General features: G+C 47.6%; 19 protein-coding genes. 8 read left to right on the top strand and 11 right to left on the bottom strand.

Going from position 1 to position 26,287, the window contains the following annotated elements; translation table 11 throughout:
* Window positions 1-84 precede the first annotated feature (84 nt).
* From PSE6802_RS0124765 to PSE6802_RS0124745, 6 genes are all read left to right on the top strand, one after another.
* Window positions 85-2,088, top strand: a complete 2,004-nt coding sequence (locus PSE6802_RS0124765; RefSeq protein WP_019502705.1) for an ABC transporter ATP-binding/substrate-binding protein — start codon at window positions 85-87, stop codon at window positions 2,086-2,088.
* A 50-nt stretch (window positions 2,089-2,138) separates the two neighbouring features.
* Window positions 2,139-2,996, top strand: coding sequence for a nitrate ABC transporter ATP-binding protein (locus PSE6802_RS0124760; protein ID WP_019502704.1), 858 nt, complete (start codon window positions 2,139-2,141; stop codon window positions 2,994-2,996).
* A gap of 136 nt (window positions 2,997-3,132) precedes the next feature.
* The gene (locus tag PSE6802_RS0124755) at window positions 3,133-3,576 is read left to right on the top strand and encodes a phosphate-starvation-inducible PsiE family protein (protein WP_019502703.1); all 444 of its coding nucleotides are present in this window, start codon (window positions 3,133-3,135) and stop codon (window positions 3,574-3,576) included.
* Between the two features lie 92 nt (window positions 3,577-3,668).
* Window positions 3,669-3,791, top strand: coding sequence for a photosystem II reaction center X protein (psbX, locus tag PSE6802_RS32275; RefSeq protein ID WP_071592322.1), 123 nt, complete (start codon window positions 3,669-3,671; stop codon window positions 3,789-3,791).
* A gap of 183 nt (window positions 3,792-3,974) precedes the next feature.
* Window positions 3,975-4,733 (top strand): Ycf66 family protein, encoded by a 759-nt coding sequence (locus PSE6802_RS0124750; protein ID WP_019502702.1) that lies wholly within the window; start codon window positions 3,975-3,977, stop codon window positions 4,731-4,733.
* A gap of 127 nt (window positions 4,734-4,860) precedes the next feature.
* Window positions 4,861-6,534 (top strand): serine/threonine-protein kinase, encoded by a 1,674-nt coding sequence (locus PSE6802_RS0124745; protein WP_019502701.1) that lies wholly within the window; start codon window positions 4,861-4,863, stop codon window positions 6,532-6,534.
* Here PSE6802_RS0124745 and PSE6802_RS0124740 read toward each other — a convergent pair.
* From PSE6802_RS0124740 to gpmI, 4 genes are all read right to left on the bottom strand, one after another.
* Window positions 6,531-8,921, bottom strand: coding sequence for a hybrid sensor histidine kinase/response regulator (locus PSE6802_RS0124740; protein WP_019502700.1), 2,391 nt, complete (start codon window positions 8,919-8,921; stop codon window positions 6,531-6,533). The two genes, PSE6802_RS0124745 and PSE6802_RS0124740, sit on opposite strands and share 4 nt — an antisense overlap.
* Before the next feature lie 185 nt (window positions 8,922-9,106).
* Window positions 9,107-9,640: a Rab family GTPase gene (locus PSE6802_RS0124735; protein WP_019502699.1), complete on the bottom strand. Its 534-nt coding sequence runs from the start codon at window positions 9,638-9,640 to the stop codon at window positions 9,107-9,109.
* 14 nt (window positions 9,641-9,654) lie between these two features.
* Window positions 9,655-12,561, bottom strand: a complete 2,907-nt coding sequence (locus PSE6802_RS32890) for a BON domain-containing protein (protein WP_019502698.1) — start codon at window positions 12,559-12,561, stop codon at window positions 9,655-9,657.
* A 139-nt stretch (window positions 12,562-12,700) separates the two neighbouring features.
* Window positions 12,701-14,302 (bottom strand): 2,3-bisphosphoglycerate-independent phosphoglycerate mutase, encoded by a 1,602-nt coding sequence (gene gpmI, locus PSE6802_RS0124725; RefSeq protein WP_019502697.1) that lies wholly within the window; start codon window positions 14,300-14,302, stop codon window positions 12,701-12,703.
* A 324-nt stretch (window positions 14,303-14,626) separates the two neighbouring features.
* Here gpmI and ureG point away from each other — a divergent pair, with 324 nt between their 5' ends.
* Window positions 14,627-15,223, top strand: coding sequence for an urease accessory protein UreG (ureG, locus tag PSE6802_RS0124720; protein WP_019502696.1), 597 nt, complete (start codon window positions 14,627-14,629; stop codon window positions 15,221-15,223).
* A 4-nt stretch (window positions 15,224-15,227) separates the two neighbouring features.
* Here the strand turns inward: ureG and PSE6802_RS0124715 are convergent, their stop codons facing one another.
* Genes PSE6802_RS0124715 through PSE6802_RS0124705 form a run of 3 tightly spaced genes read right to left on the bottom strand, consistent with a single transcriptional unit; the run spans window position 15,228 to window position 16,991 of the window.
* Window positions 15,228-16,385 (bottom strand): site-specific integrase, encoded by a 1,158-nt coding sequence (locus PSE6802_RS0124715; RefSeq protein WP_019502695.1) that lies wholly within the window; start codon window positions 16,383-16,385, stop codon window positions 15,228-15,230.
* Between the two features lie 34 nt (window positions 16,386-16,419).
* On the bottom strand, window positions 16,420-16,761 hold the full coding sequence (locus tag PSE6802_RS0124710) for a DUF5615 family PIN-like protein (protein WP_019502694.1): 342 nt from the start codon (window positions 16,759-16,761) through the stop codon (window positions 16,420-16,422).
* Window positions 16,758-16,991, bottom strand: a complete 234-nt coding sequence (locus tag PSE6802_RS0124705) for a DUF433 domain-containing protein (protein WP_019502693.1) — start codon at window positions 16,989-16,991, stop codon at window positions 16,758-16,760. Before PSE6802_RS0124705 ends, PSE6802_RS0124710 begins: the two co-directional genes overlap by 4 nt.
* Window positions 16,992-17,466: 475 nt before the next feature.
* Here PSE6802_RS0124705 and PSE6802_RS34360 point away from each other — a divergent pair, with 475 nt between their 5' ends.
* A complete protein-coding gene (locus PSE6802_RS34360; protein ID WP_019502692.1) occupies window positions 17,467-17,961 on the top strand; it encodes a hypothetical protein in 495 nt (164 codons plus the stop codon).
* Here PSE6802_RS34360 and PSE6802_RS0124695 read toward each other — a convergent pair.
* The 4 genes from PSE6802_RS0124695 to PSE6802_RS30245 form a co-directional block, all read right to left on the bottom strand.
* Entirely contained in the window at window positions 17,950-19,203 is a 1,254-nt protein-coding gene (locus PSE6802_RS0124695; RefSeq protein WP_019498360.1) for an IS256 family transposase, read from the bottom strand. The genes PSE6802_RS34360 and PSE6802_RS0124695 overlap by 12 nt on opposite strands.
* 705 nt (window positions 19,204-19,908) lie before the next feature.
* Entirely contained in the window at window positions 19,909-20,673 is a 765-nt protein-coding gene (locus PSE6802_RS0124685) for a sugar transferase (protein WP_019502690.1), read from the bottom strand.
* Between the two features lie 241 nt (window positions 20,674-20,914).
* Complete coding sequence (locus PSE6802_RS32885) at window positions 20,915-24,253, bottom strand: PA14 domain-containing protein (protein ID WP_019502689.1); 3,339 nt, start codon at window positions 24,251-24,253, stop codon at window positions 20,915-20,917.
* 60 nt (window positions 24,254-24,313) lie between these two features.
* On the bottom strand, window positions 24,314-26,263 hold the full coding sequence (locus PSE6802_RS30245; RefSeq protein ID WP_026103542.1) for a glycoside hydrolase family 55 protein: 1,950 nt from the start codon (window positions 26,261-26,263) through the stop codon (window positions 24,314-24,316).
* Window positions 26,264-26,287: the final 24 nt, after the last annotated feature.

The following is a 26,287-nucleotide window of genomic DNA, read 5'->3' as shown; positions in this document are numbered from 1 at the left end:
AACTGATGCGGAAGGTAGGAGAAAGAGTTCCAGTCTGCATCTTCTAACTAATAACCGATAACTGAAGGAGAGGAAGAAGTTTCCATGAGCGTTTACGTAGTTGCAGATAGCATTCATAAGGTTTTTCCATTGGGTGGTGGCGGCGAATACATCGCACTGACAGGTATCGACCTGCAGATTAAGAAGGGGGAGTTTATCTCCTTGATCGGTCACTCTGGTTGCGGTAAGTCAACATTACTCAACATGATTGCGGGTCTGGATTTGCCGAGCGATGGCGAGGTAACCCTGGAAGGTCAGATCGTCAAAAAACCAGGGCCGGATAAAATGGTAGTCTTCCAAAATTATTCTCTATTGCCCTGGTTGAGCGTGCGGGAAAACATTGCCCTGGCTGTCGATGAGGTGATGCCCAACCTCCCCAAAGCCGAGCGCAACGAAATCATTCAGCACCACATTGAGATGGTTGGTCTGGCCCATGCGGTGAATAAACCGCCCAGCCAGCTATCAGGCGGGATGAAACAACGGGTGGCGATCGCCCGCGCCCTGGCCGTACGCCCCAAGTTATTGTTGCTGGACGAGCCATTTGGGGCGCTAGATGCGCTGACGAGAGGCAATTTGCAAGAAAAGCTGATGCAGATCTGCGAAGAAACCCACGCCACTGCCGTGATGGTGACCCACGATGTCGATGAAGCCGTGTTGCTCTCCGATCGCATTGTCATGCTCACCAACGGTCCAGGTTCGAAAATCGGCCAAATTCTGGAGGTGGATATTCCCCGCCCCCGCAAGCGCATGGAAGTCGTGAACCATCCCAGTTATTACAGCTTGCGATCGGAAATTATTTACTTCCTCAACCAGCAAAAACGCATTAAGAAACTCAGAGCCAAGAAGGTAGCGGTTGTTGCCCGTCACGGGTTGGAGAAGGTAAACCTGGACATCGGTTTCGTACCGCTCACGGCCTGCGCGCCGCTCGCCGTCGCCAAAGAAAAGGGCTTGTTTGCCAAACACGGTTTAGATGAAGTGACGCTAGTCCGCGAAACTAGTTGGCGCGGTATCGTCGATGGTATTAGTGGCGGCTATTTAGATGCCGCACAAATGCCTTCTGGGCTCCCCCTCTGGTTAACCCTCGGTGGTAATGATGGTCGTTGCATACCTGTCGTCAGCGCTCTAAACATGACCCGTAACGGTAATGCTATTACCCTTTGCAGGCGCTTCTACGAGCAAGGCATCTATACGCTGTCGGACTTTAAGACAATGTTACGCAGCTCTCCCGAACAACAACATCGCATGGGTGTAGTCCATCCTTCCTCCATGCATAACCTGCTCTTGCGCTATTGGTTAGCAGCGGGTGGCATCGATCCGGATCGCGATGTCAAGCTCAAGTCGATCCCCCCAGCTCAGATGGTGGTGGATTTAAAAGCAGGCACGATCGATGGTTTCTGTGTCGGCGAACCCTGGAACCTGCGAGCAGCCATAGAAGGGGTGGGATTTACAGTTGCCACGGATCTGGAAATTTGGAAAGGCCATCCCGGCAAGGTCTTGGGAGTGCGGGAAGACTGGGCCAATGCCTATCCCAACACTCACATTGCCCTTGTGAAAGCTTTGCTAGAAGCTTGCATTTACTGTACGGATCCCGCCCATACTCAAGAAATCAGGCAAATTTTGTCGCAACGAGAATATGTAAGTACTAACATTAATTACATTCAACTGGGCGACCCCAATAGTACTGAATGTAGTTTGGAGCAGCCCATGCGAGAGTACGCCCACCATCTCTTTTATGGTGCTGGTGTAAATCGCCCCAGCCGTACGGAGCAACTCTGGCACATGACGCAAATGGCGCGATGGGGAGACACGCCTTTCCCGCGTAACTGGGTAGAGGTAGTGGAGAAAACCTGTCGCGTCGGTACGTTCAGCACTGCGGCCAGAGAACTCGGCCTGTCTGAAATTACATATAACCGGGGTCCCATTCAGCTATTTGACGGCACTACGTTCAATGCCGAAGATCCGATCGCTTACCTCAATAGCCTGGAAATCAAACGCGATTTCACCATGGCCGAAATCGTCATGGACTCTCGATCCCCCGCAGTGGCTTAATTTAATTTCTATATCGCTTGCTTAAACCTTAGGTAATGATAATTTCAAATATGATTAATTCAACTCTTACTCATACAGGTCGTTCGACAGGATCGCCACAAGAGAACGCTCGAAATGCCTTCTTATCGATCGAGCAGGTTGCCAAAGTTTACCCCACTTCTACTGGTCCTTATGTGGTGCTGGAAGGTGTCAGCTTGACGGTAGCTCAAGGAGAGTTTATCTGCGTTATCGGTCACTCTGGTTGTGGGAAGTCGACGCTTTTGAATATGGTTTCGGGCTTTGCTAAACCTACTAGAGGTGAAGTCCGATTGCGGGGGCATCTCATCACCAAGCCAGGCCCGGATCGCATGGTGGTATTTCAAAATTATGCCCTCTTACCCTGGCTGACTGTATTTGAAAACGTCTATCTAGCAGTAGATGAAGTGTTCCCCGACAAGCCACAATCAGAGAAGGTAGACATCGTGCAGCACCACTTAGCAATGGTGGGACTGTCAGAAGCAGCAGAAAAGAAACCGCCTCAAATTTCTGGTGGTATGAAACAGCGGGTCTCGATCGCCCGTGCCCTCGCCATCCGTCCTGAGGTGCTGATTCTCGACGAGCCGTTTGGCGCGCTGGACGCGATCACGAAAGAAGAATTGCAGGAAGAGTTGCTCAATATCTGGAGTGAAAACCGTTGCACGGTCTTGATGATCACCCACGATATCGATGAAGCTTTATTCCTGGCCGATCGCCTCGTGATGATGTCCAACGGCCCAGCCGCAAACATCGGCGAAATTATGAATATTCCGTTTGCGCGTCCGCGCGATCGCACCCAAATTATGGAAGATCCGCAATACTACGCCCTCCGCAACTATGCGTTAGACTTTCTCTACAATCGTTTTGCCCATGATGAGGATGAGAAGAGCTGAGTTCTAACTCGCAGGGCGCTGTTATTAAATATCTTTTTTACCTTAAGGAATTGTTTAACTCTAGGGGCTAAGATAGTCCCTAGTTTTTATCGCCTAAATCAAGATCGTGCAGCTATTTAAACGACTATCAAAACGGATGGCGATCGCCTTTGAGGACAATCAGTTTCTTCATTCGATCGAAAGAATTGAGAACCTTGTGTCTAAGGTACTGGCGATCGCTATGGTGGTAGTCACCTTAGTGGCGGTAGGCGATCTGTGCATATATTTGTCCAAGGAACTGTTCGCGGAACCCTTAGGTTTTTTTACTACCTCTCTGATTACAATTTTCGGCCTGTTTTTAAATATTCTGATCGCCTTAGAAATTCTAGAAAATATTACAGCTTACCTGCGCAAGCACGTGATCCAGCTAGAACTGGTGATCGTGACTTCCTTGACAGCCGTGGCGCGTAAGATCATCATTTTTGATAGCAAAGCGGCAAACGCTGATATTGCTGGTCTGGCGCTGGCGGTTTTGTGTCTGGCGATCGGCTACTGGATCGTGCGGTGGGTCAATCGTAACGATGGCGATCGCGAACATTAGTAGATATTTCATGGCACTCTAAACATCGCGAAAATGTTAAGATAGCTCAAGAAATTTCACATATTATTCATCACTATTTAGGACTAATTATTATGACAGCATCTTTAAGTAACTTTCTGTGGAGCCTGGTGTGGGGTGCGGCGATCGTCGTGATCCCTATTACTGCTGCCCTAATTTGGATTAGCCAAAGAGACAAAGTCACGCGGCGCGGTTAATTCCCGAACGCCAGGAGTTCACAATTTAGCTGAGGTTATATGTGCCGAGCTTATAGTGGGTGCAGCTAGCTAGTTGTAGACCTGAGCTGACGATCTGTGGTTAAGATATAAACTAGAGGATATCCAGGAGGGCGCTAGTTGTTTATATGCCTCACATGCAAGACGTAGGAGAAACAAAGCATCATGATTAATATAGGCGGTAATCCGCTGATGATTATCCTGGCAATAGTTGCAGCGCTAGGAGGTGTAGGACTTTATTTTGTGCGAAGCTTCCGGCCAGAGCTAGCTAGGGATCACGATATCTTTTTCTCTGCCATCGCCTTGGTGTATGGCATTATTCTGCTGGCATTCAATTTCCGTATGGACATTACCACGCAGCTTGCCCACGTCCTAGTGGTTGGCTTTGGTGGCTGGTTTGCGATCGAGACTCTCGTATTGCGTCAAGCCTTGTCAACTCAAGCTAGACGTACCAACCAGTCTATGGGGCCGATAATGGACGACGAGCCAATTGGGCGGGACTATCGCGTGGAACTCGACCCAACCAGAGAGATCGCATCGCGTCGTCAGCGCGATACCAGGCGGATGCGCGGTACAGGGGCTAACACCGATCGCCCCACCGAGCTTAGAGGCGATATTGGTCAGGAGCGGTCATCTCGCCGCTCCAGGCGAGACTCTGACTCCGTAATCGACATTGACGATGATGATATTCGCCCTGTAACGCCAAAGCAACGTCGCCCTAGGCCCAGTAATAATCCTAATAATAGTTCTCCACGTAATAATTACGACAGCTCTAATGGGTGGGACGATCGCAATCCCGACATTTCAGAGCGATCGTCATCCAGGCGTCGCCGTCCTTCATCGCGCCCTGAGTCATCCTCTCCTGATGTTGATGTAGTCACTGATTTCAACATCAGAGATCAAGGGGAGCGCGAAGATTATTAGCAAGTCAGTCAGTTTTAGTAATTGCAAATGCAAGATCTATCTGGATGGGGGGCTAAAATTTAAAAATATTTGGGCAAAATAGTTTCTCAGTGATACATCATGTATCTTTTTATAGTTGCCCCAAAGCATGCTGAAGGGATTAGAAGTTAGCAGTAATATTATTGTGAGCTATTGCGTTAATCCGAATTGTCCTAGACCCGAAAACTCCGACCAGGATAGCATTTGTGCTGCCTGTGGTTCGAGCCTGAGATTGCGCGATCGCTATAAAGCCATGCGTCCGCTTGGTAAGGGGGGGTTTGGGGCAACCTTCCTCGCTGCGGACGAGGGCTTACCTGGGCATCCCACCTGCGTGATCAAGCAGTTGCGTCCCAACTCGCAGTCGCCCAGCGTTCTCAAAATGGCACGCGAGTTGTTTGAACGCGAAGCCTTTACATTAGGAAAAATTGGCAACCATCCCCAAATTCCTCGCCTGCTTGACTATTTTGTTGAAGACAAAAATTTCTACCTGGTTCAGGAATATGTAGAAGGGGAAACGCTAAAGCAAGAATTCGAGCGTCGCGGTATTTTTAGCGAGGTTGATATTCGCAAGATTTTACAAGAAATTATGCCCGCGCTTGGATTCATCCACGATTGCGGCGTGATCCATCGCGATATTAAACCCGCTAATATCATCCGGCGCAAACAAGATGGCCAGTTGGTGTTAATTGACTTTGGGGCTGTATCGACCCAGGTGAATAAGGCCACTGCAGCAGAAGACTCGGACGAAGAAGATCCTGGCGGACTTTTGACTAACTTTGCAATCGGGACTCCAGGCTTTGCTCCGCCAGAGCAGATGGCAATGCGACCCGTGTACTCTAGCGATCTTTATGCTGTCGCTATGAGTTGTTTGTATCTGCTTACAGGGCGATCGCCCAAGGATTTCGGCCACGATCCTTATACCGGTCAAATTAATTGGCGATCGCAAATCCAGGTTAGCGCCCATCTCACGGCTGTGTTCGATCGAATGTTGCGGCCTACTGTTACCGAGCGATTTCGGACAGCATCCGAAGTTGTACAAGCATTAAGTGGTGGTGGAGCCTCCCCCACCGCTCCTACAGAAACCCCTGATTCTGCCGCACCAACACCAATTTTGTCATCCATTTCTGTGGCTTCTCCGCAGAATCGTACAGCGCCACTACCTAATTCGCGCATCCAGGCTGCTCGCAACCTGGCTAGTTCGCAAGCAGGTAACACTCAGTTCAACGTTGATTCTACGCAGGGCTACACCAGATTTGGCAAAGACCTTAGAGGAGGGCGCAAGGTAATTGCAGAGTACAGTCACGGCAAGCGTAACTTTGCTAGCCTGGACTTGGCAAAAGCTTCATTGGCTAGCGCTACCCTCACAGGTATTGTTCTAAGTCGCTCTAAGCTGACCGAGACAGATTTTTGTCAAGCAAACCTTGTGGGCGCAAGCTTTCAGGGCTCGATCATGACCCAAGCTAAACTGAACGGGGCAAATTTATCGCAGGCAAAAATGCAACGAGCCATTCTCACTAAAGCCGACCTTGGTGGTGCTTGTCTGGCACAAGCAGATCTCAGAGAGGCGACTTTACAGTTCGCCTACTTGAGCAAAGCCGATCTCACCGGTGCCAATCTCAGCGGTGCCAACCTCAAAGGTGCTTACCTCAGTCAAGCTAACCTGCGAGGTGCTAATCTCTGCGGTGCCGATCTCAAAGGTGCCAAGGTAACTGACGAGCAATTAGCTACGGCAAAAACGAACTGGAGTACGATCCGTCCTGACGGCAGCAAGCGTTTGTTTTAATTTCCCCACTTTTGTAGAACTGCCTGAATCTGATCCTTGGAGATCGGCTTGCTCACGTAGTCGTCCATGCCAGCGGCGATGCACTTGTCTCGGTCTTCTTTCATGGCATTAGCGGTCATGGCGATAATTATCGTGTGAGAGCGATCGCCCTCGCGACGGCGGATTTCCTGCGTGGCGGCGTAACCGTCCACGATCGGCATTTGGCAGTCCATCAGAATCAGATCGTAGGTTTTTTGCTCTAAACGTGTCAGTACTTCCTGACCGTTGACCGCAATTTCAACCCTGTAACCTAGCTTTTCTAGCAGCTTGACTGCTACTTTTTGATTGGTGGGGTTATCTTCGGCTAAGAGAATGCGTAAATTAGATTTTGGGGGTGTTTGGGTAGAAGTTAGCGATGGGTTAGCCGTATTATCGGCATTACCTATGCCTAGGGTTCTCTCCAATACATCCAGTAGCCGCGACGATCTCACTGGCTTAAACGTATAATCTCTAAAACACGTACCCACTGCTTGACGAGTGATATCCATCTGGTGAGTTGCGGTTAGCAGGATTAGCGGTAGAGATGCAAATTCAGGTGTCGCTTTAATTTGCCGTCCGAGCGCAATTCCATCTAGATCCGGCATTTCTAGATCGATCAGGGCGGAATCGTAGAAACGTTGCTCGGTCAAACTACTACGCAGGGCAGCGATTGCGTCTGTCGCACTGGCAGCGAGATCGACCTGTACCTGCCAACGTGTCAATAATTCAGCGATCGCGCTACGGCTATTGGCATTGTCATCTACGACCAGCAGGCGCTTACCAACCATGCGAGTAATATTTGCCGGGTTGCCGGGTTGCAGTCCAGAATTATTGGGGCGCTGGAATGGAAGCGTAAACCAAAATATCGAGCCACGTTCTACATCAGAGCCCAAATTGCTCGCAATACCAATTTCACCGTGCATAATTTCCACAATTTGCTTGCAAATTGCCAGACCCAGCCCCGTGCCGCCGTACTTGCGAGTTGTAGAAGCATCAACCTGTGAAAAGGGCACGAACAGCTTATTTCGTTGTTCGGGAGCGATGCCTATGCCCGTATCTATAATTGAGAAGTGAACAGTATCGGTGTTGCCATGATGCGATCGCATTTCCACGCGCACCATCACTTCGCCCTCTGAAGTAAATTTAATGGCATTGCCCATTAAGTTAGTAATTACCTGCCTGAGCCGATTGCGATCGCCCAAAACCCGATCCGGTACGTCGTTCTTAATCCAGTTGATAATTTCTAATCCTTTACTTTGGGCTTGGGGAGCCAGTAGTTCTACCACTTCTTCTACGCAGGATCTTAGATCGAACTCCAGATTTTCTAGTTTCATCTCACCTGCTTCCAGCTTCGACAGATCCAGAATTTCATTAATCAAGTTCAATAAAGCATCACCGCTAGTGCGGATATTCTCGACAAAGTCGTGCTGTTCCATGCTGAGGGGGGTATCTAGCAGTAATTCCGTCATGCCCAGCACTGCATTCATCGGCGTGCGAATTTCATGGCTCATGCTCGCCAAAAATAAGCTCTTGGATTGGGAGGCGGACTCGGCGATCGCCCTTGCTGCCTTCAATTTTTCCTCAGCTTGTTTGCGTTCGGTAATATCGTGGCCGATGTAAATAAAGTCGTGCCTGTCATCTTCGTTGGAGGTAATTAAAGAGCAGGAGAAAGCGATCGCTGTTTGTCTGCCCGTACGAGTTACGCAATTAGTTTCCATATGCAAGAGCAAATCGGCTTGACCGAACTCGTAAGCTTGTTGCGCTCTCTGCCACAGCTCCTGCAATGGCGTTACCGCAGAGATATGCTGGCCGATCAACTCGGCTTCGCTATAGCCAAATATGGTTTGAGCCGCAGGGTTAGCAGTTTTAATTTTCCCACTAGCATTAGTAACTAGCAGTGCATCTGCGATGGAGATAATAATCTTGCCCAAATAGTCGTGGGCGGTGTTGAGCGCGCTTAATAGCAAACTGGCTTCATTTCCCCTCTGTACCAAAGCTTGCTCCAGTTCCATGCGCTCTGTCACATCTTCAAACAGGACAATCAAGCGGTCCCCTAGTAGTTCCCCATCATCATCGGCAATAATCGTGACATCAAAGTAGATGGCTTGAAATCGATTGGTCTTGTCACCCCTGGTTATGCCTTTGAGTTCAAACGAAGCTCTATACCCTTGCACGATATCGTCCAGAACTTCTTCCAATCCTATGAATTCGGGGAAACTGTCCCGCGCATCGCTGCCTTCTGGCAGGGCATCGTCAGTTTCCGCAAACCTTTTCATACCCACCGAAACCTCCTTGATCTGAAAGCTTCGGTCGATAATCAAATACTCCATCTGGCGTGGAGCCAGTAATTTTCTTAATAAGGGACGCATTACTCTTTGGGAAATCAAGCTACAGCTCGATCCATTAAATTTGAACTAAACCTGCCCCCAATTGTATAGCCGTATGCAGATCTGTTAGGACAGGGGGGTGTGGGGGCTGTGCCCCCACGCAGGGGTTCCACCCCTGCACCCCGTCCTAAGCCTGTTGGATATAGCTATATTTTTCTAGAAATCTGCTAGGCGGGTAAGATCATTTTGGCGGCTAGCTGTTGGAAAATCAAGTCCACAGCTTCTCCTGTCTTGGCTGAGGTTTGGTAAGTACCAATTACCAGTGGTCGATCTGTAAAGTTGCAGAGTTTGGTAAATTTAACCATTTGTTCGGCATCGATCAGATCGGCTTTATTTAATGCCACAACTACCCAGGACTTAGGATCGATCTTGGCACAGAGGTCGATGTGACTGCGCGCATTTTCCACCGTCTCGTAGCGGGTCACATCTGAGACAATGATTATACCTGATGCACCTTGAAGGTGCGTAGCCGAGATCGCTTTAAATTTAGTGTCACCTTCCAAGTCCCAAATCACAAGTTGTACGCTAGTGGAGCCTTGCGCGCCCTCCCCCGACAGTTCGACTAATTTGCGCGATATTTTTACCCCTACGGTGGACAAATACCGATCGCTAAAGGAGCGATCGACAAACCGACGAATCAGGCTAGTTTTGCCCACGCCGAAGTCGCCAACGAGGCAAATTTTTTTTGCTATGGCGGACATACACTACTTACGAATCATTGCAAATTATTGCGAGCACCAGGTTGAACTACCTCAAATTCTACACGCCTGTCAGTCGAGCGAGGCTTGTCCTCGCTAATGCTTAAAGTTGGTCGAGAAACTGCTTGCAAACGATGCTGCTCTACACCTTGTGCGATCAAAGCTGCTCTAACCGCCTGCGCCCTTTCTAGCGCTAATAGCTGGTTTGTCTCGGTAGAACCAATATTATCACTTCCGCCAATAATTCGGAGATGATATGCGGGATGGCGCTTGAGGAAATCGCTAACTTGTTTAATGTTCCCTGCTTCTTTTGGTTCCAGTTGTGCTGATTCGAGCTTAAAGAAAATTTGCGCTTTCACGATAGGCAGGGTAGCCTCAACCGCAGTCACAACCTTCTCTACGCCAGGGATGCGAGCCAAACTTTGGGAGATCTGCTCGGCATCGAGCCGATCGCTCACGCTGCCTGCAACGGTTACTTTGCCCTTAGCGTAGGTAGCTTTAATTTTTGTGCCCTCTCGTTGATTAAATGTCGCGATCGCCCGTTCTATCTCGGCGGCTGTTTGGGTTGGGTCGGCAGGGATCTGGACGGCAATAATTTGATTGTCAACACTGCGATCTCGAACAGCAGTTTTGGTGACTTGCTCTGCTAAGGAGCGCAGGTATGAATTGGGGACGCGCCCTTGCAAAGTCACTCGCTCCTGCTCCGCCCTGACACTGAGTTGGTAGACCGATAGCTCTGGCGTAGCTAGTAATGCCTGCGATACTTGCTCTGCCAAGCGACGTTCGACATTCTGGCGATATTGCCACCAGCCCCAAGGGACAATGACCAGGGTGAATATCAACCCCAACAAAATCCACAGACCTTGAGATTGCTTGGTTTTTTGCTGGATGTGGCTTTCTATTAGTTCGGCGATCGTTGGGGCAATTGGCTGAGGAACTGTTGCCGAATCGCCTTCAAAGCGATCGATCTGACCGTGATATTCCCGTACGATTTTGCCGAGCGTACGCCGCGCTTTATGAATGAATTTTAGTGGGGGTTCGCCTTCTACCACGATCGCCAGGTAACAGGAACCAGCTACTTCTAGCAGAATCTTGAAGCTGCCGTAGTCAATCGCATCTAGTTCGGAAGTGCGATCTGAAGTAACAATACAATCGTTGGCAAAATTACGAATTGCAGTTAACATTCCAGCAATCATGTCTGATTCTAGCGCGCGTTCCTGCGCTGGCTGAGCTTCAGCAATTACCAGGCCGGAAACCTTGTGAATTAAAAATACTGCCTGGACTTGAAAACCGATCGCTTCTTTGAGCAGTAGCTCTGCTTCTGAGATACCTTGGAATTTAGCGCGGATCTTGCGGAACATACCCTCAAAACTCAGGGTATGTTCGACTTTTTCATTAATATTGCGAATTGCTTCGGCGATATACTTGGCAATCGTGCTACCGATAATTGGGTAGAGCGCATCGATCATGGAGTTCGCATTATTTTTGACCTGATCGGTAATGGCAGGGCCGAGTTCGGGTGCGATCGCGCTGGCAAACTCCCCTGGCGAGTTGAGAATTTGTTGCCTAATTGCCCCAGGTAAAACTGGTGCTAGCGTCTCGCTCATCGGCTCTTTGTCAACTTGAATATTGCAGTCGATAATGCGATCGATAATCGGAGCTAGTGCCCTAGCGAGTTCTTCACCGGCGATCGCCACTTCACGACTGACCAGGCGATTCAGTACGGGCAAAAGCAACTCGATTAATTCCTGGGGATTGTCAATTAAATTCTCAATCTTTGCAATCCGGTGTTTGAGAGTGCTGCGATCTTCAAGAGCTGAAGTTAGCTGTTGCTCTAGATCTGCGAGTTTTTGTTTGAGATTGGCAATTTGACTGGGTAAATTGCCCTGCTGTCGTGCCAGTTTCTCCATTTCTGCCTGCATGTTTTGCATGGCAGACGTATCGCTAACTCGATCCTGCACGGACGCTAACTTTTGCTTGAGGCTATCCATTGCAGACGGATCGTTGACCTGCTCTTCTACACTTGCAATCTTCTGCTCTAAGCGTGCTAGAGATGCCGCTTGCCTGCTCTGCGCGACAGAGCGATCGCTTAAGCCATCTTGTAGTATTGCTAGCTGTTGATTCAGCCCATCGATCGCGCTCGGATCGTTGACCTGCTCTTCTAGATGGGAGACCTTTTGTTCCAGGTGTGCTAAAGATTGACGCAGAACCGCAACTTCAGGCTGCACCAAAATACTTTGCAGTACTTCAATTGATTTTTGTTCGTCGAGCCTGTTGCTATTGAAATTATTTGGAGTATTTTTTAGCGATGCTAGCTTAGGGGCGGGTGCTGCTGCATCAATAGCCAATCGATCTGGTTGTGCTAATAGCTCTGACATATTTGCTTGCACCCCAGGTACATAGCCAAATAGCAAATCCTGGATATATGCCATAGAATCAGCGATTTCGTCCAGGTTGTCCACCTGGCTTTCTATCTCTACAAAGGGGGGGACGCGATCGCTTGTATTCGAGCTTGGTATTTGCTTTAAACCCTGTTCTAAATGCTGACTGGCATCCCCTGCTGGAACCCGATCTCCTTGACTCCGCAACGGTACATCTGAACTCGGGCTTTGGCTTAACTGCTGGGCAGAACTTATGTCTGCTCCGCCAACGTCAATAGCAGCAACATCTATACCTGCTTCTTCCGCCAGTTGCTTCAGGTAATTGGGTAAATTAGCCGATGTTTGTAATGGCGGTGCGTCGTCGGAATCGATACCTGAATTGGGTATCAACTCAGCCTCTAGGGCTAAGTCCGCCTTACGATCGCCCTCTTCTTGTCCGGACTCAGAACTTTCTGGAACGGGCGTAACGGTAATCGTTTTGCGCGATCGCCGATCTTGCAGTTCTGCCAGCAAACTGAGCAAGGCATCCAACTGCTCGTTCATCGGAGGATGGAGACTAGGGGTTGGGCGTTGGGGGAAGAAGAGTAGGCCATAGGGATTGCAAAATAGTTCATATCTAATTTAGCTTGCTGAATTTAGATACTAGCTAAACCAAACCCCACCCCCCATAACCCAACTCCTATCAAAGTCTAATCTTCACGGGGGTTCTAGATTGTGCCACCTCATAGTCAGCCGTTTCCAGGAGGGAAGTACCAGTCATTTCCGCTGGTTTGTCAATCTGGAGAATATCGAGAATCGTGGGCGCGATATCGGCTAAACGACCGCGATCGCGTAATTTGACATTGCCGCCATAGCCGCGAATTTTTAGCCCTTCGCCTTCCACCAGGATAAATGGGACGGGATTGGTGGTGTGGGCGGTCCAGGGATTGCGATCGTCATCCCACATGTACTCCGCATTGCCATGATCGGCAGTGATCAGTAAAGTGCCGCCAGCTTTAGTCACGCCTTTTACCAGTTCGCCCAAGCAGGTATCTACGTGCTCGATCGCCTCAACGGTCGCCTCAAAATTACCCGTGTGTCCTACCATATCCGGGTTAGCGTAATTCATCACGATCAGTGAATATATGCCCTTATTGACGGCTGCCAGCGCGATATCGGTTACCTGCTGGGCTGACATGCCTGGCTCGTCATCGTAGGTAGGAACCATAGGGCTATTGACCAGCACCCGATCGTCGCCGGGGCTAGGCTCCTCCTGGCCGCCATCAAAGAAATAGGTGACGTGGGCGTACTTTTCAGTTTCTGCTGCCCGAAATTGCTTCAAACCATGCCTTGCAATTACCTGACCGAGCATGTTGTCTAAGTTTTGAGGCGGAAATGCCACGCTCACGTTAAAACTGGGATCGTATTGGGTGAAGGTAGCAACGTGGAGCGGCGCGATGTGATGCGATCGCTCAAAACTCTTGAAATCAGGTACGGTTAGGGACTGAATCAGTTGGCGCGAGCGATCGGGACGGAAGTTAAAGCAAACTATGCCATCCCCCGCTTCGATCGCACCTTTAGCAATCCTGACTGGCACGATAAACTCGTCGGTGACATCTTGCTCGTAGGAGTACTCTAAAACCTCTGCAGCGGACATATTAGCGGTAACTATATCCCCGGTCATGACATCGTAGGCTTTTTGCACGCGATCCCAACGGCGATCGCGATCCATAGCGTAGTAGCGCCCGCTGATCGTCACAATTCGACCTACACCCAGCAGGTCAATATTGCTTTGCAATCTTCTCAGGTAACCTGGAGCCGAAGTCGGAGGCGTATCGCGCCCATCTGTAATTACATGTATGCAAATATCATGGACACCCTGAGCCTTAGCAACCTCGAGCAATGCCAGCAAGTGGTCGATATGGGAATGCACGCCACCATCGGAACACAAACCAATCAGATGCAACTTGCCATTGTTTGTCCTTACCGACTCGCAAATTTCCAGCAAAGCAGGATTAGCAAAAAGGCTACGGTCATCGATTGAGTCAGATATACGGACTAGCTCTTGGGGTACGACTCGCCCAGCACCGATATTGAGGTGACCCACCTCAGAATTGCCCATTTGACCCTTGGGTAACCCCACATCCTTACCAGATGCCTGGATCAGAGTTTTTGGGTAAGCCTGCCACAGACTGCGCATCACAGGGGTATTGGCAGCAGCAATGGCATTTCCGTCAGCCTCTTCCCGATATCCCCAGCCGTCTAATATGACTAGAACAAGTGGAGGAACAGACTCCATCACCATAGGGATATTTCCTTACTCATTAGTTTAAGCACTCATGTGTAATCATACCATTGCAGCAAATTGCAAACAATCAGCGTATTTCTGTACCCAAAGTTACCGTGTCAGACCTTGCCCTGAAAGTATTCTGAAACCCACTTTTTAGACTTGCTATGTTGGTACTATCTCCACCCAAGCTTTCATAATTTTCACAATTTAATTGGGATCGCAGCGATCGGCTTTTAGCGATTAGCTTTTTAATTGGGATTGCAGCGATCGGCTTTTAGCGGTTAACGGTTAGCTTTTTAGGGCTGATACACTACAGGTATTTTATTTACAGGAAAATTCATGGGTACTTTTCGAGTCGGGGTCGCAGGCCCCGTAGGATCTGGTAAAACTGCCTTAGTGGACGCTCTATGTAAGTCAATGCGGCATCGCTACAATATTGCCGTCGTTACTAATGATATTTATACGCAAGAAGACGCTCAGTTTCTGGTGCGCAGCGAGGCTTTAAGCAGCGATCGCATTGTTGGCGTAGAAACGGGTGGCTGCCCGCATACTGCTATCCGCGAAGATGCCTCCATGAATTTGGCCGCGATCGAGAAACTAGAGTCCCAGTTTCAAAACCTCGATCTTGTGTTTGTTGAAAGCGGTGGTGATAATCTGGCTGCCACCTTCAGCCCTGAACTAGTTGATGCCACGATCTACGTAATCGATGTCGCCGCTGGGGACAAAATTCCCCGCAAGGGTGGTCCGGGGATCGTCAAATCAGATCTGCTCGTGATCAATAAAATCGATCTAGCACCCTACGTTGGAGCCAGCTTAGAGGTAATGGAGCGCGACGCTAAAAAAATGCGCGGCGATAAGCCGTTCATTATGACCAACCTCAAGACAAAAGATGGGCTAGAACGGGTAATAGAGTTTGTTACCTCGCAAATTGCCTAGCCCTTCATCGCTCCTGAGATTTTCTTCTTTGCAAAGCATCGTCTACCGCCCGAGCGCGATCGCGATGGGTAATCCAGCGCTGATAGGTGCGGGTGTGAATGCTCAGCGAGTGCCCCATCATTTGGGCAGCGATCGCGTCGGGCAACCCATAATGAATCGTGCGGACGGCCCAGGCATGGCGAAGATCGTAGGGCGAAAAGGGCAGATCGTAGCGCTTAAATTGGCGCGTTACCCGTTGACCAATTCGTTGTAATGTCGTGCTAGCGAGATCGGTATTCACCGCTGGCAATATATTTTGCTCGCGCAGTTGAAATACATCGATCCACTCCGGTGCAAACGGCCACACTTCATGGCTGCCTGTTTTAGTAGACTCCAAGACCGTTATGGTTTGACCGCCTGCCTTGAGATCGCTGTAATCGCAGAAAAATACTTCATGATTGCGCAATCCGTAGGTTGCGATCGCGCCATAGACAAATTGCCAACCAGGATGAGTAATTTGGTAATACCAGTTAACAATGGTTTTATCATCGGGGAGGTTGCGAGTTTGCAAACTTTGCTGGTTATAGCTGCCCCACAACTTTTGCCAATCAAACGGCACCGCCAAATCTAGAAATTCGCATAATGCTTTGAGGGCAGTACAGCAGACCTGACGCGATCGCGATCGCCCATCAGTATCCAGAACAGTTTGATAAACCTGTTCCGCCGCACTGAGGCGCGGCTTTGCCTCGGCAATTTCGACTAACTTACCTAAATACGGTTTATAGGCTGTTTCCCATGTGGAACGGCTAGAGGCATTTTTGCTACGGGTTGCCCAAAAATGTTGCTCGAATGCAGCAATGCGATCGCTCCACGTATCGCTTTTATTCCCACCGCGATCGCTCAGAACATCCGCCGCATCGTACCCCTGCCAGTTAAAACTAGCCTGGATCGTCTGTGCCGCAATTAACTTAGCCTGTTGTGCCGCCAGGTTTAACCCCTCTGAATTTGCGGGCAATCCCAAACTAATGCGTTGTTGATGTGCTTGCAACCTCTTGCTACTGGGCTTAGGCGGCAGCGTCCCCCTCAAGACCAACTGCCCGCCGCGCTGCTCGATCTGCAACCCCATCTCTACTGCCCTAAAGGTCTGATTGATTGCCGCTAACTTTTCATCAAAATCTTCCATTGTGATGGGGTTTGGGTTCGAGTTATGAGATTTTTTAAGGTTTGTTACTAATTTCTACGATTACTTCTCCTTGCCGTAGTTTTACTAAAGCATCTGGTAAAATGGCAGCAAGCAATCGCTGTAAGTTACAGTTTGTGACATTACCACAGGTCAACCACAAAATTTGAGGAGGCGATCCCAATCGGCATACTAAGTCGATGAAATCGCTGTCTTTGGGCATGATTACAACATTCGCGAGGCGTGCTGCTTCAAAAATCTCAGTATCCTTAGCATCACGTAGTTGCAAATCCCGCAATGCAACTGCTTCTAAATCAAAGTTATCTATCAGCCAATTTACCAGAGTTGGAGGTAGTTGAGCATCAATCCAAATCTTCATGCCGTTAGTCTAGGAAAATCAGTACGTCTTGCGGCAAAGACTAGGCAGGCTTGAATATCGGCAAATTCTAAATCTGGAAAATCTTCTAAAATCTCAGTCACACTAACATTTTCAGCCAGCATTTCTAAAATATCGGTAACTCGAATTCGCATCCCTCGAATACAGGGACGACCGCCGCACTGACCGGGAGTTTGAGTAATACGAGTTAACAAGCTCGTTGTTGAATTCATGAGGATACCTACAAGTTAGTTTGTCGATCTCCAGTTTAATGATTAATTATGCAAAATCTGCCACCTAGCAATCCCCACGTACGTTGAATAGGCAGAATGTTTTCGTGGCATCAAGTAGGGAATTACTATAAAGTAAAGTTTCTGTATAATTCAAATCTACATAATCAATGGTTCGGACATTTTTTAGAGAAAGTCTGAAACCTTTGATTTCTCGTTCATCAACTCAATGAATAACTTGACTAGAATCCTAATTCTAGCGTTGATTCCCAAAATTTGTCCGGAGTATTGATAATAATCATGTAAAGATTCTGCATTATGTGACGGATTTGTAGGGGCGAACACTTATTGGTGCTTTATTATGATTATATGCTGGTGCCAGATTTAAGAAAATCAAGAATATAATTACTGGAAGCCTACTTGACGTTTAGAAGCATTAGGACATAAAAAATTAACAATTGTTTATGATTGTAAGATTATGACAACTAAACCTACAGAAGAAGATCGTATTCAATTCCTAAATAGCTTGAAAACGGTTATTGACAAGATCGGGGAAGAACTCAAGGATACAAGAGATAAGCTGGCGCTCACAGCAGATAAGCAAGAGATCCTATTTTCTATGTGGGAGGCTGCTAAAGGCGAACATGAAAAACTAATTCGTGAAGCTAATGAATCCGTTAGAGCCATTGATAAGAAATTAGACGAATTTAAGGATGAAACAGATCGTTTTAAGAAATACTCTAGCAGTATTGATGACAATCTTAAGGATAGATTTCAAATTTTTGTAGAAAAATTTAACAATCAAGGCAAAGCTCTGGAACTTCTAGAGACATCACTTAAGGGAATTCGGGAGCTAGATTTAGATAGAATTAATGAAAAAGTAAAAGAGCTTCCAAGTCTGGAGGTTATTAGAAAGGAATTATCGAGAGTGCTCAGATTTTTGTGTAAGCGAGAAATAAGGTCAGTAATTTAAACGTCCTGGGAATAGGATAGCAAAATATGACAACGCTGCCTTCCAATCTTTAAGGGGGCGAGTCCAACGCTTGGCAATGTTATGCATGGCCAAGAACATGAGCTTGAAGACAGATTCCTCATCGGGGAAGACAGCCTTGGTTTTAATCACCTTGCGCAGGGAGCGATTGAGGGATTCAATGGCATTGGTAGTGTAGATGACTTTGCGGATGTCCATGGGATAGTCAAAGATGGGGATAATGTTCTGCCAATGGCGCAGCCAGATTTGGCTAATCGCGGGGTATAGGCGATCCCACTTGGCGGCAAAAGCCTCAAGCGCAGCTTCGGCTTCTGCCAAAGTGGCAGCATGATAAATGGGCTTGAGGTCAGCCACAACAGCTTTAGCGTCTTTCCAGGGCACATGACGCAAACAGTTGCGGATCAGATGCACAATACATAGTTGCACCTGGGTTTGCGGGAAAACAGCCTCAATCGCCTGGGGGAATCCCACTAAGCCATCGCAACAGGCAATCAGAATGTCCTTGACCCCACGGTTTTTGAGGTCAGTCAGCACCTTGAGCCAGAACTTAGCGCCTTCGGATTCCACCTCCCCAATCCACAGCCCAAGCAATTCTTTGTTGCCCTCAACCGTAATACCCAAGACGACATAGACCGCTCGCTTGCTCACCCGACCCGACACCTTGATATTCACGTAGAGGGCATCGAGGTAAATGATGGGATATACAGGTTCCAGGGGACGGCACTGCCAAGCCTTGACCTCGTCGCTAACTGCATCAGTGACCTCACTGATGAGTGCGGCGGAGATCTTGGCACCATAGAGTTCTTCGAGTTGAGCACTAATGTCTCGGGTGCTTAATCCCCGTGCATACATAGCCAGGATTTTCTCATCGAGTCCTGCTATTCGCCTTTGGTGTTTCGGTACCAGCACGGGGTCAAACTCGCCGTTACGGTCTCGCGGTATCGACAACTCCATTTCGCCCTGTTGCGACTGCACCGTCTTCTGCGAGTAGCCATTGCGGCTGTTGCGTCGCACAACTTCGTCTTCTACCGCTTCCTCTCCCTTAGGCGTGCTTGATTTGAGGTGATGGCTCAGCTCTCCCGTGAGCGCTCGCTCGATTAGTCGTTGACTCAGTTGCTTCAGTAAGCCCGATTCTCCTAGAATGTCCTCGGGGCTATGGCACTCTGACACCAACTCGTCTAGTAGTTCATCTGTACGATTAGTTGCTTGTTTGCCTCTTAACATGTTGCGGTCTCCTTGGTTTTTGTGATTCTAGACCGCTTACACAAAATTCTGATCAGTCTCGAATTATCAAATTCAACTAGTCCTTTGGTCTCTAAAGATGATTTTGCCAGGTTAAGTCAACAAGTATCAAAGATAGAAGGTTCTGTTGATAGTCACTTCAGGAATAATCTAATTGGGCTATTTTTTGCATTAGTAACAGTCATAGGAACCAACATACTTTCTTATTACACTTTCGCTTCAAAAGTTGATTCTTTGAAAAGTAATCCTGTACAAAACTCTCCTGCCCCAACAAATTCTTCATCAACCTCTTCTCCACAAACAACGCCATAGCGAGATCGCTATCTTGTAGCGGACTGACACAGCTAAGCTGGTGCATAAAGCCTATGGAAATTGGTACTATATTTAGCCTTGTCTTACCAGTAAGCAACTTTGTTAACTGCCCAACACATTGCCGAAGCTTTAAGCCGTGCCTACGTTCGCGCGATCGCTGGACGTGTGCCGGACTCAACTGCGGATTGATTGCCTACTGTCACCAACCCAAGAAGCCCGCGATTGCCATTGACCACAATTTGCTACCTTCGGCTTAACCCGAACTCACGTTAGATGATAAATGAATGGTGCTTTAAGGAATACACGTCACGGCAGTTCTATGCGATCTGCTCAGATCGCCAAGAAGGGATCTGACTGCCGAACGCCGATAGCTTTCTAATACGCTCCGTCTCGTTTAAATACAACACCTATGGTTTGCACGATCAGACTCAGATCGTAAAGGGGAGACCATTTGCGCTGGTAATCGATGTCTAGACGCACGATGTCGTCAAAACTTTTGACTCCAGACCGACCGCGTACCTGCCACTCACCTGTAATGCCTGGCCTTACTAGCAAGCGCTGATAGTGATGACCTTCGTATTTCTCGACCTCATTGGGGGTAGGGGGACGAGTGCCGACTAGACTCATCTCCCCTTTTAACACGTTCCAAAATTGGGGGAACTCATCTAAGCTAGTGGAACGTAGGAACTTGCCGACTCGGGTGACGCGGGGGTCATTTTTGTTTTTAAAGACATGCCCTTCAACTTCGTTTTCAACCAGATGCTGCTTGCGATCGGCATCAGTACACATTGTCCGAAATTTCCAAATCGTAAAGAGATTGCCTTGCAACCCGCAGCGGATTTGCGAATAAAGGACAGACCCAGGGCTGTCTATATAGATTGCCACTGCAATAGGGATAAAAATAATGGCGGTAATAATTAGACCAGCGATCGCACCCACAACATCAATAAAACGCTTAGCTTTACTAGAGGCAGAGCAATGTAGTTCCTGCTGAAGCAGGTTGTTTTTCGCCTCCCCCACACTGCGATCGAGGGATTGCAGATTTTGCTCAGAAAGAACCTTAACAATTTTCTTGCCTGCTAAGAGTCGTACTTCAGGTTGGTCAGGTTGCACGACCTTAAGTTTTCTCTGAGATTGCATCCTCAATCTCCTCCCCTGTTGTTTTTATTTTTTACTTATTGAGTACATTTATAGGCGAAATAAGTGAAAAACTCGGGAAGGTTTAGTCTGGTTGCGATCGGTTTTATACCCAAATACAAAGCTAGTACACCAAAACCAAAGTTTTGGAGGGGGTGGAGGGGGTTTCACCCCCTTCTGGGGGCTTTGCCCCCATTCCCCCATGTTGCAAAATTTATGATTTGCAACACTAGAGACATGTTGTTTAATTGCCCGAATATCCTACATACAGGGGGATATCTTTGCCACTTCCCCAGTAGTTTGGCAAGCTACTACCGGATAAGTCACGAGTCACTCCTCCTCGGGTTTCTCTAATGTAAGTGGTGTAGTTGGGCGCGCCATAGTTCACCTCAGCCAAGCTAAAGGAGACTGAAGACTCATTGTTGATAAACATCGGGGAGTTTTGGGTGCCGTCAGGACCAGGCGTAGTAGTGTAAGCTAGGCCACCCAATAATTCTGTTTTCCCACCACCTCTTGTGTCAATCAAGGTGCCGCCTCGTTCGGTCTTCAGTCCTAAAATCCAAAGGTTACCGCCATTATTCGTAATGTGAGTACCCGAGTTCTCCACGTTAAATTGGCGTGCCCAAACATTTTGTCCGTTAAATGTCCAATTTTGGAATGGACTGGAGACAACATTTTCAATAAACACATCGCCAGATCCCGTCATATTGCCAGCCACGTTAATGGCATCGCGAATAACTAGCGTCCTTGCCGAAGCATTCTCAAGTGTTGGGGTAGAGGCAAAGCCACTACTAATCCGCTCAAACACAACTACTGGACTGCTACCGTTAACCACTTTGAAGCCGGGATTAACTGTATTAGGTACATCAACGAGTGCTTCTGTCCCAATAATCCGGCGAACATTATTACGAATAAAGACAGTGTCTTGAAGGTTATAACTACCAACGGGAAGATAGACTGTAGTGCTGCCGGAATCGATCGCCGCCTGGATTGCAACTGTATCATCGAGGCCATCGTTGGGAACGGCACCAAAAGACACTACATTTGCCCAGTCTGTCAGGTTATCCCAGGGCACATCAGGGGTTTCTCGAATGGGTAAATTTAATGTTTGAGCGGGCGATGTAAACAAACTCGTCACGGGTTTTGACACAAACTCATTGACAGTAGGTTCAGAGATCGTCGTGCTGCCGCTGGCGATCGCAGACTGATAGCCTGTGGTCGCGATCCCTCGGGCTAGCAGGGTTCCGCCATTAACAATAGCTGGCTGGCTGGAAGCACTGCCAATGCCCTTGAGAGAGGCATTAAGCAGGGTCATATGACCTAATCCATTCGGGTTAAAACTATCAGCAAGGGCATTGTAAATTGCCGGGACCGAATTGGTACTGGTCAAATTGCGGATATTGACTACCTGGCTGTAATTCCAGAAGCCATAGACGCTTTGATTCTGGAGCGTAATATTTTCAAAGGTCTGGCTATTGACGGTGTAGCCGCTCTGAATACCATACTGAAACCCATTGACTGTAACATCCTTCACCAGAAGTGGTCCGATTTCATCTGTAAAATCAAAATCCAATCCGACAATCCCCTGTCCATCACCCGATCTCACTGTTACTTGACGCATGGAACCCTGGTTACTGGCATTAAACTGAATGCCGATCGCACCAGGATTATTGTTCCCAGTATCTACTGTCAAGTTACGAATCGAGTTGCCAAATCTTTGAGCAGGAGCTGGACCGGTAAAGATTACAGCTTTCGGATTGTTGGGATCGTTAAAATCTGAAGCATCATCAACTAATTTGATAATTGTCGATCCTTCACTTTGCCCTTGCAAGATAGTATTTTTGAAGTCATCCCCTGTCCCTGGACTGCCCTCAGGCCAGCTTAATGTCTTCGAGACTAGATAAGTGCCATTCGGTAAATAAATGATGCGCTTGCCATTGGGAAAGGCGTTAAGCGCTGACTGAATTGCCACTGTGTCGTCGGTACCCCCATCTCCTTTAGCACCAAAGTCTTTGACATTGATAACACCTGCATCTGCTGGAAAGATGGTATTTTCACCAGAGCTAGGCGGCATCAGATTTACTAAGAAGGTTCCTAAAGTATTGGCTGCGACAAAGTTACCGCTGGTATCGCTGACCTGGTTGGCTTGCAACGCTAAAGTGTATGTTCCATTATCAGTATTATCCCAAGCATCACCGGGTGCAGTAATGCGATAGGTTGCCGTGCGCGGTGTGCCATTACCGCTGGGATTGATACTCACCAGACTGGCAAGCCGATCGAAATTATTGGGGCCAGTAATTCGCACATCACTACCATCAATGGTTGAGGCATTCACCGCTACATTATCCGAATAGGTAACGGTAAAGTCATAGGTAGCACTGCCTGCGGTTGTGACATTTGCTGCTGTTGCCGTAGCAGTTGGCAAGGTTGAATCGACCAGGGAGGTTGAGAATAGCTGGCTTTGGGGAATAACCTGTTTAGTTACCCCCGGCCCTGACCATAGTAGGACAGCAGATGCCTGTCCGCTCTCTTCAAAATATTCGAGTCGGATGTCATATTGCAGTCCGGCATTCAAAGAGATAGTTCCGCGCCTTTCGCGAACAGTCCCATAGTCTTCCCAATCATTAATCAACCGCCTGCCATTTACCCACAATCGCACCCCATCATCTGCCTGCACAAAAAACGTATAGGTACCAGAAGTAGTGGGCAGTATTTGTCCTGTCCAACGGGCTGAAAAAGTATTGGAAGCGATCGCAGCATCAGGAGAACCTGTTCCCCAGTTGAAGTTAACAGTGCTGTCAGTGCGAGTTTGTTTAAGGTTGGTCAAGTTAGCATTATCGAAATACTCTCCTCGCAAGCCATTTCCTGTGTCCGTCGTAGCTTGTTCGACCTGGATAACCTTTTCACCCAAAGTAATGGTAGCGCTGTCGTCTTTTGCTTTGAGTGCTTGGAAGGTTGAATTATCTAGATTACCACTTTGCACAAGTGCTGCAAAAATTGCACCTTCATCACCTGGAGCATCGTTCAAATTAATTTTTGAATCAACAAAGTGACCTAATTCTTCTAGCAATACGCTTGAAATCGTTTCAGGATTGGCAGCATTGCGAGCGATATAATCCTGTGCCAGATAAATAGTATTTGTTTCCCGTCCAAAAGCTCCAAATGCACCATTTAGCTGCTCTCCAGGCAAAATCTTGATATTAGGAAAATTCCAATAGTCGCCTTCTAACCACTCATTATGTAAGTTTGTCAACTGGTTATTTAAAAGGGAATCTCCAAAAGTCAGACCCATCTTTTGAGGAAAATCTGTAGATGTGGCAAAAGCAGCTAGATGCTCTACAGTTATTCGTAGTGCTTCCCTAAGAACTGCTACCTCAATTTTGGGATATCGCTCCAACCAAGAAGCAATAATATGGTCATCCAGAAATCCTAGCTCTTTCGATGAGATCGCAGATTGCCTGTGACCAGAACCGTGAGAGAGATTACAGGGATCGGAGCCATATCCAATTAGTGTTTGGGAATCCGTATTGATGTTTGGCAAAAAATCATCATTAGCGTGTAGAAAGGATCTAATATTTTCCATGTCCAGTTTCTAAACGATTTTTAATTTAGGATCTGCGGTATTGAGTGTCTAACACTCTGTCTAATATCCCACGTAGAGCGGAATATGCTTTCCTGTGTCAACATAATTTGTCAGGCTACTTGCGGGTAAATCCCGAGTGGTGTTACCCCTTGTCTCTCTAACGTAGATCTTATAGTTTGGTGCCCCGTGGTTAACTTCTCCACAACTAATAGAAACTGAAGACTTATCATTGATGAACATTGGGAAACTTTGGGTGTTATTTGGGCCACCTGTAGTTGTGTAAGCTAAACATCCCAGTACTTCTGTCTTGCCACTCCCTCTGGTTTCAATTAACGTTCCACCGCGCTCTGTTTTTAGTCCCAAAATCCACAAATTCCCACCATTGTTCGTAATATGAGTGCCTTCGTTCTCCACGTTGAACTGGCGTGCCCAGATGTTTTGTTTATTAAACGTCCAACTTTGCCATGGGTTGGAGACTACATTTTCAATAAATACATCTCCAGATCCTGTCATATTACCAGATACATTAGTAGCATCGCGAATAACTAAAGTTCTGGCTGAAGCATTTTCAAGCGTGGGAGTTGGATTGTATCCACTGCTAATCCGCTCAAACACGACAACTGGACTTGTCCCATCCACAACTTTAAAACCTGGACTGACTGTATTTGGTACCTCAACAAGTGACTCTGTCCCGATAATTCGACGAACATTCTTGCGGATTAAGATGGTTCCTTGCAGGTTGTAATATCCAACTGGAAAGTAAACTGTTGTCTGCCCTGAGTCAATAGCAGCTTGAATTGCATCTGTATCATCCTTACCATCATTTGGTACAGCACCATAAGATACTACATTTGCCCAAGGAGTTTGGATCGGGTCATCCCAAGGAACATCTGGGGTCTCCTTAATTGGCAGATTCATAGTTCGCGCTGGAGATGAGAACTGGCTGATTATCGCACCAGACACAAGCTCTACAATACCTGGCCCTACAAGGGTAGTACCAGCATTCTGGATTGCTGATTGATAGCCTGAAGTTGTCACATTTCTAACCAGAAGATCTAGAGGGAAATCACTCTTGATCGCAGGTTTACTCGAAGCATTGCCAGTGCCATTTAATGTTGAGTCAATAACAGTCATGCGTCCACCTGCATTGTAAATTGCAGTAACGGTGTTATTGCTATGCAGTTTCCGAATATTGATAATCTGTCCTGTATTGTAAAGTCCGTACTCGCTTTGGTCCTGAAGTGTGATATTCTCAAACGTCTGACTGTTAACTCTGTAACCAGTTCGAATACCATACCTAAAACCCTTTACTGTGACCCCATTAATCAACAACGGTCCAATTTCATCAGCAAAGTTCATGTCCAATCCATTAACGCCCAGCCCATCTCCAGATTGGATAGTCACATTGCGCATGGAACCTTGGTTGCTGGCGTTAAACTGGACGCCGATCGCCCCAGAATTTCCATTTCCCGTATCTACAGTCAGGTTGCGAATTGAGTTGCCGAATCGTTGTGCAGGAGCGGGACCGGTGAAAATAACCGCTTTGGGGAATAACTCATTTGTAAAGCCAGCAGCACGATCTCTCAGTTTAATAATTACCCCTTGCTCGCTCTGTCCCTGCAAAATAGTATTCTTGTAGTCATCACCCTTGCCTGGGGTACCTGCTGGCCATCTTAATGTTTCAGAGACCAAGTAAGTTCCATTGGGCAGATAAATAATTCGCTGACCATTAGGGTAAGCGTTGAGTAGAGCTTGAATTGCTGCTGTGTCATCAGTAACGCCATCCCCCTTTGCCCCAAAGTCTTTAACATTGAGTACGCCAGCATCTGCTGGAAAAATGATATTCTCTCCAGGTTGGTTAGCTGCTTTGAGTTGTTTTTCTGTATTTCTGACAAGATTTCTATCAGCCCTATCACCAGCATTTTCTTGTTTTGAGAGCGATACAAAAACTAAAGGTAAGGAGAGAAATATACCTAGAATTAACAGCTTCATAACTATTGGACTTCTCATGTTTGAGGGAAAGGTAAATTACTA

It is taken from the genome of Pseudanabaena sp. PCC 6802 (genome assembly GCF_000332175.1).
Classification (GTDB): Bacteria; Cyanobacteriota; Cyanobacteriia; order Pseudanabaenales; family Pseudanabaenaceae; genus PCC-6802.
Note: the sequence above shows the minus strand (reverse complement) of the source record. Positions and strands in the feature narration are given on the sequence as shown.

What these genes read in the sequence shown, in the direction of transcription:
- PSE6802_RS0124705 (WP_019502693.1), bottom strand. Translation starts at nt 16,991, where the DNA reads ATGAATTCAACAACGAGCTTGTTAACTCGTATTACTCAAACTCCCGGT.
- PSE6802_RS0124735 (WP_019502699.1), bottom strand. Translation starts at nt 9,640, where the DNA reads ATGTCCGCCATAGCAAAAAAAATTTGCCTCGTTGGCGACTTCGGCGTG.
- PSE6802_RS0124750 (WP_019502702.1), top strand. Translation starts at nt 3,975, where the DNA reads ATGATTAATATAGGCGGTAATCCGCTGATGATTATCCTGGCAATAGTT.
- PSE6802_RS34360 (WP_019502692.1), top strand. Translation starts at nt 17,467, where the DNA reads ATGACAACTAAACCTACAGAAGAAGATCGTATTCAATTCCTAAATAGC.
- PSE6802_RS0124755 (WP_019502703.1), top strand. Translation starts at nt 3,133, where the DNA reads ATGGCGATCGCCTTTGAGGACAATCAGTTTCTTCATTCGATCGAAAGA.
- psbX (WP_071592322.1), top strand. Translation starts at nt 3,669, where the DNA reads ATGACAGCATCTTTAAGTAACTTTCTGTGGAGCCTGGTGTGGGGTGCG.
- PSE6802_RS32885 (WP_019502689.1), bottom strand. Translation starts at nt 24,253, where the DNA reads ATGGAAAATATTAGATCCTTTCTACACGCTAATGATGATTTTTTGCCA.
- PSE6802_RS0124745 (WP_019502701.1), top strand. Translation starts at nt 4,861, where the DNA reads ATGCTGAAGGGATTAGAAGTTAGCAGTAATATTATTGTGAGCTATTGC.
- PSE6802_RS32890 (WP_019502698.1), bottom strand. Translation starts at nt 12,561, where the DNA reads ATGAACGAGCAGTTGGATGCCTTGCTCAGTTTGCTGGCAGAACTGCAA.
- PSE6802_RS30245 (WP_026103542.1), bottom strand. Translation starts at nt 26,263, where the DNA reads ATGAGAAGTCCAATAGTTATGAAGCTGTTAATTCTAGGTATATTTCTC.
- PSE6802_RS0124760 (WP_019502704.1), top strand. Translation starts at nt 2,139, where the DNA reads ATGATTAATTCAACTCTTACTCATACAGGTCGTTCGACAGGATCGCCA.
- PSE6802_RS0124715 (WP_019502695.1), bottom strand. Translation starts at nt 16,385, where the DNA reads ATGGAAGATTTTGATGAAAAGTTAGCGGCAATCAATCAGACCTTTAGG.
- PSE6802_RS0124765 (WP_019502705.1), top strand. Translation starts at nt 85, where the DNA reads ATGAGCGTTTACGTAGTTGCAGATAGCATTCATAAGGTTTTTCCATTG.
- PSE6802_RS0124740 (WP_019502700.1), bottom strand. Translation starts at nt 8,921, where the DNA reads ATGCGTCCCTTATTAAGAAAATTACTGGCTCCACGCCAGATGGAGTAT.
- PSE6802_RS0124710 (WP_019502694.1), bottom strand. Translation starts at nt 16,761, where the DNA reads ATGAAGATTTGGATTGATGCTCAACTACCTCCAACTCTGGTAAATTGG.
- gpmI (WP_019502697.1), bottom strand. Translation starts at nt 14,302, where the DNA reads ATGGTGATGGAGTCTGTTCCTCCACTTGTTCTAGTCATATTAGACGGC.
- ureG (WP_019502696.1), top strand. Translation starts at nt 14,627, where the DNA reads ATGGGTACTTTTCGAGTCGGGGTCGCAGGCCCCGTAGGATCTGGTAAA.
- PSE6802_RS0124695 (WP_019498360.1), bottom strand. Translation starts at nt 19,203, where the DNA reads ATGTTAAGAGGCAAACAAGCAACTAATCGTACAGATGAACTACTAGAC.
- PSE6802_RS0124685 (WP_019502690.1), bottom strand. Translation starts at nt 20,673, where the DNA reads ATGCAATCTCAGAGAAAACTTAAGGTCGTGCAACCTGACCAACCTGAA.